The organism is Microbulbifer sp. HZ11, from assembly GCF_000708675.1.
Lineage (GTDB): Bacteria > Pseudomonadota > Gammaproteobacteria > Pseudomonadales > Cellvibrionaceae > Microbulbifer.
In genome coordinates, this window is sequence record NZ_JELR01000001.1 from 556,186 (window position 1) to 570,516 (window position 14,331).

Here is a 14,331-nt window from a genome sequence, read left to right on the forward strand (position 1 = left end):
GCTGCGATGCACTATTTGGCTCGAGGCGTCGCGGAGGCTGATGGAAATGGTGTCGACAGGCGGGAGTACGCGGTGGCGCAGAAATTTGGCGCTTTGCGGATGACCCGGACATTTATCCCGGGCACACTGATCCCGTGTCAGAGAAGAATGGGTGGACGCAGGGTGGTTTCGGGCAGCGGGGCGCTGTGGGAAATGTTGTAAAGCGTGATACTGGTGATGATGGGACGGGCGGGCTCTGTGTGTTCAGCGGCGGGAATGGCACTGGCGCAGTGGCCGGGGCAGCAGCTGCAGGCCTGCTCGCAGCTGCTTGCCGGCGAGGGCTCAGCGGCCTCTGTGTCACCGCCCTGGTGACAGTGATGCTGGTGAGCGCCCTGGGCGCATTGTTCTATCCGGGCCGATGTAGCGGTCTGGTGATGCTCTCCGCTTCCTGCATCCCGGGATCCGCAGGGCGCCGCAAACGCCTGACCGTTCAAGGTCAGCGTCATTAACAGCAGCAGTATGCGGGTCAGGTCAAAGGGCATGGGCGTCAGAGACTTATGTGTTATTCCATCTGATTGCCTTCGAGATTAAGTGGTATCACTTGTATGTACAAGTTGTCCGCGCCGAAGTGAGGGGGCCGGAAGGGGGAGTGGTTAAATCAAAATTACGACACATCCAATATGCCTCGCCCACATTGCCCGGCTTTGGAGGATGAGCTTCCTAAGGAATGGTTAATCCTTGGTTGGGTTTGGCTATTTGGAGCCTCTGAATGGGCCACCTGCTCGCAGCACTGATCTCAATCAATGCCGCGGTGGATGTCCGCATTACCCATTTCGACAAGCGCCACATGCAGTAGCGTGGTATCCGGTAGCTGGTGCATGGCGTAGTAGAACAGCTAGGGGGGTCCCGTCGGCCAGGGTTTCGTCGAAAGAGATGCCCTCTCACAGGTGGTAGCCCACCAGGTTGATCCGGCCCTGCCCCTAGGAGATGCCAGTGCCGCGGGGCAGGGCAAGGTGCAGAAACTGTCTGAGCTCGATCTCGGCGAGCTGCCCCGCATTCCCACCAATGCCAGCGAGTTGGATCGGGTGCTGGGGGGGGCGGTGGTGCTGATTGGCGGGCATCTCGGTGCCGCTACAGACCTTGTGCCAACTGTCGCAGAACCTATTACATATATCTGGACCGGCGCTCGATGGGCGTATCTGGCGGTAGTAATAGAACTCTTTGCACGCGTAAGCCAGTTGGTTGGGCGCTAACGGTGTCGCCTGATACCGCCCTAGTTAAAAAGGCGCTAACGATGGCCTATGAATCACGAGGACTACCTGAAGGTATTCTGTTCCACTCGGACCAGGGATGCCAGTACACAAGCCTCGCATTCCGACAGCTGCTGTGGCGCAACAGAATGACACATAGACTGAGCCGCCGCGGAAACTGCTAGGACAACGCACCGACTGAGCGCTTCTTCCTAAGTCTCAATGCAGAGTGGGTGCAGGAAACCGGCTACAAGTCCTTCCCTTCGGCTAAACAGGGAATCACAAGTTACATCATTGGCCATTACAGCCAGATACGACCCCATCAGAAAAACGATGGAATGCCGCCGAATATGATGGAAGAAAAATATTGGAATGCTCAGAGTTCAGTGGCCTAAAAAGTTGACCACTACAGACAGACAGTCCATCGCCCAAACCCCTACTAGTCTGGTCCATTCCGAAGCAGTTGCAGAAGCACAACGTGACTTCTCTGCGGGGCGTCAAGCGGAAGAAAAGTCTAGGAAGCTCTATAGATTGGCGATGTCGCACTCAGTTGAGGAGGCTGGCAGTGGTCCGCTATCCTTTGCTTTGCCAACCCAGAACTATGATTGACATTCCAAGCAATGCAACGCCGGCGCCTATCCAGTCGAAGGCGGACAGCTTTACTCCATCTATGACCCGAAGCCAGACCAGCGCTGTAGCCACATAAACGCCACCGTAAGCTGCATAGACGCGACCACTCGCGGCTGGGTGTAATGTGAGCAACCAAACGAAGATCGCCAGGCTCATCGCTGCCGGAATCAGCAGCCATATCGGCCCGCCTTTCCGCAGCCAAAGGTAGGGCAGAAAGCAGCCGGTGATCTCAGCGAGGGCTGTTACCACATAAAGTCCCGTTGTTTTCAGAATCAAGATCGATAGTTCCTCGGTTGATTGACCTCAAAAAGACGTTGGCAGCGGCGTCTGCCCGGAGCGTTTATTATGCTGACATATATAGCCTTGGGTCTAATCAATGTATTCCCAGCCGAACGGCGAGAGAGGGGTACTCTACGGAGTTTTCTGCCAAAACCGCGAAAGCGGTTGGCTCATCCTTTCCAGAGAAAGAGCGTCCAACTGGATTGTGCGGCCACAGATGCTTTCAACCGCAGTGCGTTACTTCCTGGCCCGGCTGATTGCGCGGGGAAATCTGCAACTGGTGGACGGACGTCACGGTTTTGCCATAGTGCAGAAGAAGAATGAGGAGCATGTGGAACCATGTCTGGCAACGAAGCGCTGACCATTGGCCGCTTGGCGCGGGCCGCCGGCGTGCATGTGGAGACGGTGCGCTACTACGAACGGCGAGGCCTGATCGAGCAGCCTGCAAAGCCCGCACAGGGCCACAGAGCTTACTCGCGGGCGACCCTCGAGCGACTGCTGTTTATCAAACGCGCCCAGGAGCTGGGGTTCACGCTCCAGGAGATCGCGGGTCTGCTGGCGCTGGGCGGCAGGCAATGCGCCGAGGTGCAGGCCATGGCCGCGGAAAAGTTGGCGGCAGTGGAAGCCAAGATTGCCGACCTCCAGCGCCTTCAGGCGGTCCTTGACAGGCTGGTGCGCAGCTGTAAGGCCAATCGCAGCCATGGGCCTTGCCCCATCGTCGAAACGCTGTTGCCGGACGCTTGACTCCGTACGGTGGTACGGCCTCTAAAATCTGCCTATGAGTTACTGGAAGAGGGAGAGGCCGTGCCCACCGACAACACCCGATTACCCCTGATCGGCGGTATCGCCGCCGCCATCGGCGCCGGACTTTGTTGCGCCGGCCCCTTCGTTCTGCTGTCCCTGGGGATCAGCGGTGCCTGGATCGGCAACCTGACCCTGCTGGAGCCCTACCGCCCGCTGTTTATCCTGGCGGTACTGACACTGTTCGGCTGGGCCGGCTGGAAGGTGTTCGGGCCCTGCGCGCCGGACAGCGCCTGTACCGCGCCATGGGTACGCCGTCGTCGCCAGATCCTATTCGTGCTGGCGGCACTGGCCGCGGCCCTGCTGGTGACAAGTAACTACTGGATTCCGTGGATCGCCTGATCTACCCATCGCTTCAGACAACACCGAGGAGAAAGCACCGTGAAAAACATCCTGATTGCCATGACCCTGCTTACCGCCAGCCTGTCCGCCCAGGCCGCAACGCGCACCGTGACCCTGGATTTGCCGACCATGAACTGTGCCATGTGCCCCATCACTGTAAAAAAGGCACTGGACAAGGTCGAGGGCGTGCGCAAGGCGGAAGTCAGCTTCGACGATAAGCGCGCAGTGGTGACCTTCGACGAAAGTGCCACTAGCACTGAGGCGCTGGTCAAGGCCACCACCAATGCCGGTTTTCCGTCGACACTCGCCGCGAAGACCGCGCAGTGAGCCAAGTGCAATTGCAATCGCAAATCACCTGCCCCCACTGCGGCCACCAGAAGACAGAAACTATGCCCACCGACGCCTGCCAGTGGTTCTACGAGTGCGAGCAGTGCCGCTTGCTGCTGAAACCGCTGCCCGGCGACTGCTGTGTCTACTGCTCCTACGGCACCATGCCGTGTCCGCCGGTGCAATTGCAGAGTGGTTGCTGCGGCGCCGCGGGAAACAATAAAAAATGAAAAAGCGGCATTCCGTCAGGTGACGGAGTGTAGCGAAATTCAGTAACCGACGGCGGTGGGCACGGCGATCCAGTAGGAGATAGTAATCGCCGCTGCCGCCATCAGTCCGCCCATTCCACCCGCCACTTCACTGGCTGCGCCCGAGCAGGTACTTCAGCAGCGCCAGTATCCCCAGCACCATCGGCGCGATCAGCAATATCACCAGCAGGCCGCAGGCGAACATCATCCAGCCGCTCATCATCATGCCGTGGTTTTCCATCATCCCCTGCGCCAGTACCAGCGCTGGGAAAGCGCCATCAGTGCCATTAGCAGGACGGCTTTCAGAGTATGCTGTTCCATGGTGTTCACCTTTCTCTCGATTGGGTTGTGATTACTGCCTTTCCTCATTGTTGCCGGTTTCCTGCTTCTGTGGCCCCGTTACCAGGGCCGGCAGTCCCCGGCCGCGCCAGAATGAAAAGATGGCCGGGAAGACCATTAGCACCAGAATCAGGGCTGAGCCCACACCGCCGAGCATGGGTGCAGCGATGCGCTTCATCACGTCGGCGCCGCTGCCGTTCGAATACATGATCGGCACCAGGCCCATGAACAGCGCCAAGCCGGTCATCAGCATGGGGCGAATGCGGTGGCTGGCGCCGGTCACTATGGCCGCGGTCAGGTCCGCGCGGCTCTTGAGCAGCCCCTGGCCGCGGTAGTCACGCCAGGCAATATCCAGGTACAGCATCATCAAGAGCCCCAGCTCCACCGCCAGGCCGGCCACCGCGATCATGCCCACGGCCACCGCCACGGAGAGGTTGTAGCCCAGCGCCGAGAGCAACCAGATGCTGCCGATCAGCGAAAACGGCAGTGCGGTCATCACCACAAGGGTCTCGATCATCGATTTGCGGTGCATGAACAGCATGAAGAAGATCACGAACACGGTAAGCGGCACCAGCACCTTGAGACGCGCCTTGGCACGCTCGAAGTAGGTGAACTGTCCGGCCCACTCTAGGCGATATCCGGGTGCCAGCTGCACCTTTTCCCCCACCACCTGTTTCGCCAGTTGGACATAGTCGGCGATGCCGATCTCGTCGCTGACGTCCGCGAACACGAAACTGACCAACTGCCCGTCCTCGTTGCGCAGCGCTGGTGGGCCGGTGCGGAATCTGATATCCGCTACCTGGGTGATGGGGATCTGCGCACCGGTGGCGGTGGTGACGAAGACCCGTTTCAGGGCCTCCAGGTTGTCGCGGTATTCGCGCGCATAGCGCACCAGTATTCCGTAGCGTTCGCGGCCCTCGACCGTCTCGCTGACGCGGGCGCCGCCCATGGCGGCTTCAATCACCGCCTGTACATCGTCCACGTTGAGACCGAAGCGCGCCGCCGCCTGGCGGTCGATATCGAAATCCAGGAAGTAGCCGCCGGTGGCGCGCTCGGCGAAGGCGCTGCGGGTGTAGGGTGCGGTACGCGGGTCCTCGAGCAGCGCGCGCTCAATATCCACGCCGGTCTGCTCGATAGTGATCAGCTCGGGGCCAAATATCTTGATTCCCAGCGCCGAGCGGATACCGGTGGCCAGCATTTCGGTGCGCGTCTGGATCGGCATCCACCAGATGTTGGGCATGCCGGGAAAACGCATGGCGGCGTCCATCTCGCCGATCAACTTGTCCCAGGTCATGCCCTCGCGCCACTCACTTTGCGGCTTGAGCATGATATTGGTTTCCACCATTGACAGCGGCGCCGGGTCCGTGGGGCTGGTGCTGCGACCGACCTTGCCAAAGACCCGCTCCACCTCGGGGAATTTCTTCAGTTCCCGGTCCATGGTCTGCATAACCCGCGTAGCCTCCTCGATGGAAATACCGGGCAGTGCGGTGGGCATGTAGAGGATGCTGCCCTCGTTGAGCGGCGGCATGAATTCGCTGCCGAGGCTGCGGTAGATGGGCACCGTGGCCACGAGAGCCAGCAGTGCGCCGATCACCACGGGCCAGCGCCAGTGCACCGCGAATCTCACCACCGGTGCATAGGCCGATTTCAGCCACTGGTTCAAACGACTGCGATCGCCGCGGATGCGCCCCTTGATCAGCAGCACAGCCAACGCCGGGATCAGGGTCACTGACAGCAGCGCGGCGAAGAACATGGAGTAGGTCTTGGTGTAGGCGAGCGGTTTGAATAACCGGCCCTCGGTCCCCTCCAGCGCAAACACAGGGACGAAGGACACAGTAATGATCAGCAGCGAAAAGAAAATGCTCGGGCCCACCTCCTGCATCGCTGAAATAATGGCGCGGGTTCTGGGCTCACCACTTAGCTTCTCGTCCTGCAGCCGCTTGTGGACGTTATCGATAATGACAATAGCTGCATCCACCATCGCACCTATGGCCACGGCGATACCACCGAGAGACATGATGTTGGCGGTCAATCCCTGGTAGTACATGGGGATGAACGACAGCAGAATGGCGATCGGCAGGGTGATGATGGCGACGAAGGCCGAGCGCGCATGCATCAGGAAGAGGCCGATCACCAGGGACACGATCAGTATCTCTTCGATCAGTGTGTGACTCAGGGTGTCGATGGCGCGCTGGATCAGGCTGGAGCGGTCGTACACCGGTACTATCTCCACGCCATCGGGCAGACTGCTTCTCAGCACTTCGATGCGCTGCTTGACCCGCTCAATCACGTCCAGGGCGTTCTGACCGTAGCGCATGACCACTATGCCGCCCACGGTGATGCCCTCACCATCGAGGTCAGCCTGGCCCCGTGCCATGGCCGGGCCGAGGCTGACATTGGCGACATCTGCCACGCGGATAGGTACGCCGCCGTCGCCGAGGCCAATTACCACTTCCTTCAAGTCTTCGATGGATTTCACGTAGCCGCGGCCCCGAATAAACTGCTCGTGGCCGGCGATTTCCAGCACACGCCCACCCACATCCCGGTTGGAATCGCGCACGGCCATGGTGACCTTGTGCAGGGGGATGCCGTAGGAGGCGAGTTTATTGGGGTCGACGTTGATCTGGTATTCCTTGACGAAACCGCCCACCGACGCCACTTCCGCAACTCCCGACACAGACTCGAGGGCGTAGCGCAGGTTGAAATCCTGCAGGCTGCGCAGGTCCGCCAGACTCTGATTGCCGCTCTTATCCACCAGCGCATACTGGTACACCCACCCGACACCGGTAGCATCCGGCCCTAAGGTCGGGCGCACGCCGTCCGGCAGCCTGGGCGCGGCCGAATTCAGATACTCCAGCACCCGCGAGCGCGCCCAGTACATATCGGTGCCGTCTTCGAAGATGACGTAGACGAAAGACAGGCCGAACATGCTTTGGCCGCGCACGAAGCGTACGTTGGGTGCCGCGAGCAGCGTGGTGGTGAGGGGATAGGTGATCTGATCCTCCACCAGATCCGGGCTCCGCCCAGGCCAGTCGGTGAAGACGATCACCTGCACATCGGACAGGTCCGGAATCGCGTCCAGCGGCGCCTTGATCAGCGATCGGTAGCCCCAGAGCGCGGCTATCGCCACCAGCATCAGCGTCATCAGCCAGTTGCGCGCGGACCAGCCGATCAGTTTTTCCAGCGGGCCGTGATTCAGCCTTTGATCGTTCGTCACCATTGCTGCACCCCCGTCTTCAGGCGTGTCTCGGCGGCGATCAGGAAGTTGCCCGAGGTCACCACCCTGTCGCCGGCTTTGAGTCCCGCAAGCACCTCGACATAGTCGCCGGCGCTGCGGCCTGTCTCGATGCGTGTGGGCCGCAAGCGGCCGCCGCCCAGGTCGACGAACACCACGCGGCTGTCACCGGCGACGATGATCGCCTGCTCGGGCACGCTCAGGCGCTGGCCCAGATCCGACTGCAGCGAAACCTCGGCGTACATCTCGGGCTTCAGTTCCCCCTTTGGGTTGTCCAGGGTCAGGCGGATGCGCCCGGTGCGGCTCTTGCCTTCCAGATAGGGGTAGACGTATTCCACCTGCGCCTCGTACTCGCGCCCGGGAAGGTAGGGCAGTGTAATATCGGCAGGAGTGCCGGCGGATACCAGATCCAGGTCCGCTTCGAACACCTCGGCCTCCACCCACACCCTCGACAGGTCCGCTACCACCAGCAGTGTCTGGCCGGCGCGCGCGGCGCTGCCGTCGGCGATATTGAGTTTGATCAGGGTGCCGGAACGCGGCGCGTAGATGGGGATATATTCCTGGGGCCAGCCGCGCTCCTCCAGCGCCCTGATTTCCTGCGGCATCATGTCCCAGAGCGCCAGTCGCTGGCGCGCGGCACGTAGCAGGTCATCTCGAGTTTCTGTGCCGCGGCCGCGGGCGCGTTTGAGGGAATCCAGGTATTCCTGCTGCGCCGCCAACAGCTCAGGGCTGTAGATGGTGAACAGCACCTGGCCTTTCTCCACCTGCGTGCCCACATAGTCGGCCTTCAGGTCGCCGACAAAGGCGTCGTATTTCAGCACCACCTTGGAAAGCAGCCGCTCGTCGAAGGTCACCCGGCCCACGGTGCGGATGGGCTTGACCAGGTGGCGTTTCTCAACCTCGCCTGTCTGCACGCCGATCATCTGTCGGCGGCGGTTGTCGATGGTGATGACATCGGCGCCGCCCTCCGCCATCTGCGCGCCGGCAGCGTCGACCGGCGCCGCGCCCGCGGCTATGGCGAGGCCCTCGCGGTCGGTGGCCAGATCGAACTGCAGGCGTTTCTCGCCGTACTGCGGGTGGCTGATGGTGACCGTCAGCGGCCATTCGCCGCGCATGGACAGGTTGAAGTCGCCGCGGAACTGGCCCGGCGACGTCTCCGCCAGGTCCACCGGCGCGCGCATCGCGGGCATGGCGCCCATGGCCGGCATCTCCGCGTGGGCCTGCACCTGGGCGCCGGCGAGCAGTTGGCCGTCTGTGCCGCGCAGTTCCAGCAACAGCGTGTTGTCGCCGACGCGCGCGGTGCCCGGGTCTATGTCGATGGCAACCTCCAGCTCGCCGGCGCGGTAGCGCGGCATACCGCTTTCCATTTTCCCAGGTCCTGCGGCCCCCCCGGCGGGCTCGCCGCCGGCGGCGATGGGCATCTCCGCGCGGTCGGTGGCCAGATCGAACTGCAGGCGTACGGCTTTCCCACCGGGTGCGTCGAAGCGGATGGTCAGCGGCCATTCGCCGCGCATGGAGAGGTTGAACTTGCCGCGGTATTGGCCGGGGGAGGTTTCTTGTAGCTCCACCGGCGCGCGCATGGCCGGCATTGCCCCATGGCCGGCATTTCCGCGAATGCCTCGATGGCCACACCGGTTACCGGCTCACCGCCGGGTTGGCGCAGTTCCAGGATCAATGTGTTGTCGCCCACCTGCGGCGCGGTGGGCTCGGTGCCCACGCCTATCTCGAGGCCGCCGGCGCTGTAGCGCGGCAGCTGGCTTTTGGCGGCGGCCGGCGCTTCGCTGTCGCCGCCGGAGAACAGCCAGTAGTTGGCAGCCGCGAGCAGTGCCAGGACCGCGGTCGCGGCAAGCCAGAATTGGTGTTTTTTGAGCACAATCATTTTTCCACTCCCATGGACGGCGCCGCTATGGATGACACCTGGGCGGCATTGCCGCTCCAGCGCTCCAGTTCCGCCAGGCGCCTGGTGTAGTCGGCGCGCGCGCGCGCCGCGGAAAGTTCGGTGGCGAGCAGCCGCTGCTCGGCAGTAATCACATTGAGGAAGGCGCCGCTGCCGGCGCGGTAGTCGGCCAGCGCTGCGGCGAGATAATCCTCTGCCAGCGGCAGCAGCTCGCGCTGGTGCAGCGCCACTGAGGACTGCGCCTCGACCACCTCCGCGTGGGCCCGGCTCAGGTCCGCGAGCAGCGCCGCGCGCCTGTCGGCCAGGGACCACTCGGCGCTCTGCAGCTCCGCGCGGGTGCGGCCCAGCTCCGCGCGGCGCTTGGATCTGTCCAGCGGCAAGTTGATGGAAATGCCGACCACGGCGCGCTTGTCGGCGGCGTCCCAGAGTTCGTTGTAGCCGGCGCCCAGTTGGAAGTCCGGGTAGAAAGCCTTCTCGGCCAGGGTGATGCGGCTCTCCGCGGCGGCGATCTGCGCGTCCAGGCGCGCCAGCTCCGGATGTTGTGCCAGTGCCTGCTCGCTCAGGGTCGCGAGGGGCAGCGGTGGTGCCGGAGGGGAAAAGGGCGCCGCCGGTGGCAAGGGTGCGTCCGCGGCGCGGTTGAGCAACGCGTTGATGCGCGCGCGCACGCTGGTCCGCAACTGCTGCAAGCGCAGCAGCTGGTTGTCCAGATCTGCGCGTTCCACCTTCGCCTGCAGCACATCCTGTTTCAGTGCGCGGCCGGCGGCGTAGCGGGTCTGCGCGGCGGAAATCAGCTCATCCAGCAGGGACTGGGTGCGGTGGTGAATGGTGAGGGCCCGGTCGATATAGCGCCACTCGGCGTAGGCGGCCTTGGCCTGGGCGATCACCTGCAGGCGCAGCGCGTCCAGGTCGCGCTCCGCCGCCAGCGCCTGGTGGCGCGCGGCCGCCTCGCGCGCGGCCAGGGTACCGGGCCAGGGAATCTTCTGGCTGAAATCCAGCTTCTGCTGCAGGCCGCGGGGCGAATCGGCGGTGTTGGGTGCGGCGGCATAGCCGAGCATGGGGTCGTCCAGCGAGCCGGCCGGATCGATGCGGAAGGCGGCCGCCTCGGCCCTGGCGGCGGCGGAGGCCAAACCGGGGTTGGCCTCCAGCGCCCAGGCCGCGAGCGCCGATGGGGTCAGTGGGTGGTTGGCTGCGTCATCGGTTGCCGATGCTTGGCTCAGCGCAAGACCAGGCGCCGATGCCAGGACCATGCCCAGCAGCGCGCCCCGCAGCTTGCACATGGAGAAATTGAGAGAGTTGGCAGGCACTGCCCGTCTCCTTCTGTTGGTTACAAGTTAACAATGCAACGCGCCCGAACTCCGAAGGTGGCCGGAATTCGGGTTTTTCTAGAAGGAGGGTTTTAAATGCGCAAGCGCTGGGTGACTAGATAAGTGCGGGATCCCGATAGGGAAGCCGGAGGCGGGGGTGTATAGGCCGCGAGTTGTGGCCTTTGTGTCAACAGAGCAAAGTCAACGGGTGGTATAGCGCTGGTCTGCGGGGGATCTACATCGGATCTTACTTCCGCTGGTTTCGCTATCGGGTTGTCCTCTTTCGAATCCTCGTCGACACTCACTTGAATGGTGCGTTCACAGCAGGGATTCTTACTCGGCATCAGGTTTGAATCGCCGTCTGAACCACCACATGCGTCATCCGCACGGTGGTCGTCGCAGCAACAGCTCTGGTGCACCGGCATATCCATCATGGCACATGCGAATACCGCCTGCGCTTGCAGAGGCCCTACGGCCAGCAAAAGCAGGAACATGAAAGTTCGCAGAGTGTAGGTGTTCCGGTGGTTCATGAATTGATTATGAATTTGGTTCCCGAGTATTTCAACTGGAGACTACCCGCGGTTACATGAGATACCACTTGCATCAATTCCCATCGAATAGATAACGTCATTGCTTGGGCTGACGGCGCATTTATCATCAACGCTGGCAACACCTTGGAAGTAGAAAAAGATATTGATCCATTTGCGAGCAGTCATACCTTTCTTGAAATTTAACGACTCGGAGCGAATGAAAGCTTCCAGGGGCATTCCGTTATTAACGGGGTCAGCGGCCCAACTACTGGAATCAACGGGTGGGATACTTTCGAATTGGGCAACTATCGCTGCGGTAGCAGGCAACTGATAGTCATTTTACTTTTTCAAAATCGCCTGGAACCCAATTGCAGTTGCGTAAGAGAGCGCGTAGATGACATCTGAATTGGGTTTCGTGATCAGCTTCTTGGCATTGAGCCGCCTCTTGAACACAGGTAGCACGTTGTAACCGGCACCAAACCGGGTCTCTGATCCCTCCTTCATGCCGCAAGTGTTGGGTGGTCTGGGCGGTTGGACGATCATTAACGAATGGGCTGTTAGTTAGCGCCTGGAAACGATCCTGCTGAGACGAGTTTCAAACAGGTGAAACAATGTGGTGCCAGCGAGAAGCAGAAAGGCCAGGAGACCTTAGCTTCCATCTTCACTGGGATTATTGCTTTCTATAAGTATTTGATGAACGAGGAGCATCTATATCGCAATCCTGCACAAATTGCTAAGCCAGATTGTCGCCATTTCATTAAAGATGCCCAAGTGAAAGAAGCTCGTAGGCTTACCGAAGTACAGTGGCAATATGTGTTTGATGTAGCACTGGCCATGGCCGCCGAAGACCCTATCTATGAGCGCAGCCTGTTTGTTATTTGTGCGCTGAAAACCTTGTTTCTGCGAATTTCAGAACTCTCTGAACGTTCTCAGTGGACACCTATCATGAGTCACTTTTGGCAAGATTCGGATGGGAACTGGTGGCTAAATTGAGTGCTCAGGTGACGAAGCCAAGCTATTTAATCTGAAACCTAAGGTCAAAAAGTTCATCCTGGACACGCATACATTCCCGCACAACGCTGGCCAGCTGCTCCACCTTCGCCCCCCTTAGCAGGTCAAACCGTTTAAAGTCTCTACATGTCGCGCTTCTCTGCTCTGGATATGGTGATCCACCACGCTGCCAATATGGTGAGTACAAGACAAGGGCCTCGGTGATCTCCAAATCCCCACGGTGATACCCTTCATCGAACGGCATCCAGCCGTAAACAATTTGGTACCTCCCTGATAAATCCGAATCGTCAATGGGACACGGCTGCAAATAGTGGGCAACTATGGGGGAAACGACGGTTTTCGCAAGCTCGCAAGCTGTAAGGCGCAGATGGGTAAGCTTATCAATCAGGTCCGAGTGACGCAGCCGGAGTTTGTTGATTCTGCTCGTCCCGGTCGCCTTCCAGTCATGCCGATTCCATATAGATCGAGTCGGATGCGGAAGATACTGGGTTTGAGCTTCTAGCACCTTCAGCCGCTCTTGCTGCCAGTTCAGGTTTCTGATTTCCTCCTGTCTTTCAGCCTCCATCTGCAGTGCAAACTTTTCCGATCTTCCGGCGTCACGTGTCTCCCTGTGGGCTTTCAAAAAGGAACTGACCCGATAGGATTGATAGCCTGCCTTATTTGCCACTCGCCTTGCGGCCTGAATACCCCTAATCGTGCGGTATTCACTTCGTTCAGAGCCCAGGGAGTGCTGAACGGTGGCAATCAAAAGGTCTGACTCAATATCGGCACAGTAGTACGTCGATTTTCTAGAAACCAGCTTCATACTGTTTTCTGATTCAAGCGTTCTAAGGCGCATAAAGAGGTTATCAGTTCGTCCGATTTTCCCTTTGGTTTCGCCACTAGCAGGACACTCAAGAACAACGGTGTATGTATATTTTTTGCAAGACATAACAGTATTTTGTCTAAGCATTCCAAAAACCCCGCCTACGCTCTCGCAATTTAACAGATCCGAGCAACGGGCAGATCTCTATAATCCGTTGTGTAAGCAGGCGAAAGAGGTTCCCGTTTCATCATCCAGTCTGTAGACAACTTTGCTGTAGCAAAAGAAACAGATCCCCGACCAAAGCACTCATTGATGGCCGACAGGCACTCATTCACCGCTACCACCCTCAGTGCATCTTCAGCGCCGAAAAGGTCAGTTTGAGCGCTCTGCGTGCATTCAAGATCGGTCAGCATGACCGACGCGCACCGTCCGCTCCATGGTTACTCAAAACGCCTTCCGCAGCGTCGGCTCAAGGGCCGTCGTCAGATCGCAAGCGGTCATGGTTCCCATCGCTCCCAGTCGGTTCGTCAGCCGGGGGCCTACCCCCCAAATTTCTTCCACCGGCAGCTGCTGACGGTGATAGTCCGTAATGATCTGCAGTACACCACCAGAAACACCCAGTGTTTTGGCCAAGTGGTTGGCGGCCTTCGCCAAGGTGCGAGTGGGAGCGATACCCGCGCAACAGGGCAGACTGGTCCACCGCCGCACGGCAGCGACCAGTGCCTGGCACTGGGCATTGAGGCCCGCCCCAAACCCCTCAAAATTCGAAAAGGACTCATCAATACTGTACCGCTATACCTCTGGCCAATGCTGCATTAGGCTCTTATGTTTGATTTTTTAGGCTAGTAACCTGACAAAGCGACTTCGCGCTAATACCTATGCTACTAAGCATCGTAGAAGTGTCAGGTGTTTTGTCGCAAACGTGCAATATCTATCCGCAGTGAAGTTAGGCATTGATTCAAGCTATCAAAAACCGTATTCCGTACCACGGCATTTGTGGCGCTTTATAGGCAGAGTTAATCGTATGTTCATTTCCGTATGTGGAAGCCCCATTTTTTTGGGGAAAATAAGCGTAAAATACAGAGGTTTTCACTCACTCACTCACTCGATCATACGAAAAACATCACCGCATAACCAGCTCCGCCAGGACTACGGCTACAAAGACGGCAGCTACGTAAAAACCTGGGAAGGTCGGGAAGACAATGAGCATCTAGCAGAGATTGTTCAATCTTTGGACGCAACAGCAGAAAATTTCAGTGATCAGCTGTATGAAGCGTTAAAACGTCGCTACCCGAGCGCCTGACGGAGTTTGGTCTGACAGATTCGGTTGAATTCTTCGCGAGGATCAGACCAA

Annotated in this window: 17 protein-coding genes and 1 pseudogene; 8 read left to right on the forward strand and 10 right to left on the reverse strand. The window is 59.5% G+C overall.

Going from position 1 to position 14,331, the window contains the following annotated elements:
* Window positions 1–137: 137 nt before the first annotated feature.
* Window positions 138–521, reverse strand: coding sequence for a hypothetical protein (locus AU11_RS18220; RefSeq protein WP_156035105.1), 384 nt, complete (start codon window positions 519–521; stop codon window positions 138–140).
* Window positions 522–1,142: 621 nt separating this feature from the next.
* Between AU11_RS18220 and AU11_RS18520 the strand changes: the two are divergent.
* Window positions 1,143–1,624 (forward strand): annotated as a pseudogene (locus AU11_RS18520) (IS3 family transposase); the annotation flags it as partial.
* Between the two features lie 178 nt (window positions 1,625–1,802).
* Here AU11_RS18520 and AU11_RS02425 read toward each other — a convergent pair.
* Window positions 1,803–2,138, reverse strand: a complete 336-nt coding sequence (locus AU11_RS02425) for a YnfA family protein (protein WP_231491713.1) — start codon at window positions 2,136–2,138, stop codon at window positions 1,803–1,805.
* Window positions 2,139–2,355: 217 nt separating this feature from the next.
* On the opposite strand from AU11_RS02425, the gene AU11_RS18425 reads away from it, so the two are divergent.
* From AU11_RS18425 to AU11_RS02445, 5 genes are read left to right on the forward strand one after another with little or no spacing between them, the layout of a single operon-like run.
* A complete protein-coding gene (locus AU11_RS18425) occupies window positions 2,356–2,499 on the forward strand; it encodes a hypothetical protein (RefSeq protein ID WP_197023740.1) in 144 nt (47 codons plus the stop codon).
* Window positions 2,478–2,882, forward strand: coding sequence for an Hg(II)-responsive transcriptional regulator (merR, locus tag AU11_RS02430; protein WP_043316164.1), 405 nt, complete (start codon window positions 2,478–2,480; stop codon window positions 2,880–2,882). Before AU11_RS18425 ends, merR begins: the two co-directional genes overlap by 22 nt.
* A gap of 60 nt (window positions 2,883–2,942) precedes the next feature.
* Window positions 2,943–3,281 carry a mercuric transporter MerT family protein gene (locus tag AU11_RS02435; RefSeq protein WP_043316166.1) on the forward strand — a complete coding sequence of 113 codons (339 nt, stop codon included), beginning with the start codon at window positions 2,943–2,945 and terminating at the stop codon, window positions 3,279–3,281.
* Between the two features lie 39 nt (window positions 3,282–3,320).
* On the forward strand, window positions 3,321–3,608 hold the full coding sequence (merP, locus tag AU11_RS02440; RefSeq protein WP_081847887.1) for a mercury resistance system periplasmic binding protein MerP: 288 nt from the start codon (window positions 3,321–3,323) through the stop codon (window positions 3,606–3,608).
* On the forward strand, window positions 3,605–3,838 hold the full coding sequence (locus AU11_RS02445; protein ID WP_043316168.1) for a GDCCVxC domain-containing (seleno)protein: 234 nt from the start codon (window positions 3,605–3,607) through the stop codon (window positions 3,836–3,838). Before merP ends, AU11_RS02445 begins: the two co-directional genes overlap by 4 nt.
* 127 nt (window positions 3,839–3,965) lie before the next feature.
* Here AU11_RS02445 and AU11_RS18620 read toward each other — a convergent pair whose 3' ends face one another.
* The 5 genes from AU11_RS18620 to AU11_RS02465 all read right to left on the reverse strand — a co-directional run bounded on the left by AU11_RS18620 (window position 3,966) and on the right by AU11_RS02465 (window position 10,631).
* A complete protein-coding gene (locus AU11_RS18620) occupies window positions 3,966–4,100 on the reverse strand; it encodes a hypothetical protein (RefSeq protein ID WP_255343167.1) in 135 nt (44 codons plus the stop codon).
* Between the two features lie 108 nt (window positions 4,101–4,208).
* Window positions 4,209–7,415 carry an efflux RND transporter permease subunit gene (locus AU11_RS02450; RefSeq protein WP_051686884.1) on the reverse strand — a complete coding sequence of 1,069 codons (3,207 nt, stop codon included), beginning with the start codon at window positions 7,413–7,415 and terminating at the stop codon, window positions 4,209–4,211.
* Window positions 7,409–9,010, reverse strand: coding sequence for an efflux RND transporter periplasmic adaptor subunit (locus AU11_RS17635; protein ID WP_197023741.1), 1,602 nt, complete (start codon window positions 9,008–9,010; stop codon window positions 7,409–7,411). The genes AU11_RS02450 and AU11_RS17635 overlap by 7 nt, the downstream gene beginning before the upstream one ends.
* Entirely contained in the window at window positions 8,923–9,309 is a 387-nt protein-coding gene (locus AU11_RS02460) for a hypothetical protein (protein WP_043316170.1), read from the reverse strand. Before AU11_RS02460 ends, AU11_RS17635 begins: the two co-directional genes overlap by 88 nt.
* A complete protein-coding gene (locus AU11_RS02465; protein ID WP_197023742.1) occupies window positions 9,306–10,631 on the reverse strand; it encodes a TolC family protein in 1,326 nt (441 codons plus the stop codon). The genes AU11_RS02460 and AU11_RS02465 overlap by 4 nt, the downstream gene beginning before the upstream one ends.
* 1,133 nt (window positions 10,632–11,764) lie before the next feature.
* Between AU11_RS02465 and AU11_RS02480 the strand changes: the two genes are divergently transcribed.
* Window positions 11,765–12,154 carry a hypothetical protein gene (locus AU11_RS02480; protein ID WP_231491473.1) on the forward strand — a complete coding sequence of 130 codons (390 nt, stop codon included), beginning with the start codon at window positions 11,765–11,767 and terminating at the stop codon, window positions 12,152–12,154.
* A gap of 22 nt (window positions 12,155–12,176) precedes the next feature.
* Here the strand turns inward: AU11_RS02480 and AU11_RS02485 are convergent, their stop codons facing one another.
* Genes AU11_RS02485 through AU11_RS18645 form a run of 3 tightly spaced genes read right to left on the reverse strand, consistent with a single transcriptional unit; the run spans window position 12,177 to window position 13,760 of the window.
* Window positions 12,177–13,124 (reverse strand): hypothetical protein, encoded by a 948-nt coding sequence (locus AU11_RS02485; RefSeq protein WP_156035107.1) that lies wholly within the window; start codon window positions 13,122–13,124, stop codon window positions 12,177–12,179.
* Window positions 13,125–13,153: 29 nt separating this feature from the next.
* Window positions 13,154–13,390, reverse strand: a complete 237-nt coding sequence (locus tag AU11_RS18640; protein WP_081847889.1) for a DUF4113 domain-containing protein — start codon at window positions 13,388–13,390, stop codon at window positions 13,154–13,156.
* Between the two features lie 31 nt (window positions 13,391–13,421).
* Window positions 13,422–13,760 carry a hypothetical protein gene (locus tag AU11_RS18645; RefSeq protein ID WP_156035197.1) on the reverse strand — a complete coding sequence of 113 codons (339 nt, stop codon included), beginning with the start codon at window positions 13,758–13,760 and terminating at the stop codon, window positions 13,422–13,424.
* Window positions 13,761–14,001: 241 nt separating this feature from the next.
* Between AU11_RS18645 and AU11_RS18650 the strand changes: the two genes are divergently transcribed.
* A complete protein-coding gene (locus AU11_RS18650; RefSeq protein ID WP_369797778.1) occupies window positions 14,002–14,280 on the forward strand; it encodes a hypothetical protein in 279 nt (92 codons plus the stop codon).
* Window positions 14,281–14,331: the final 51 nt, after the last annotated feature.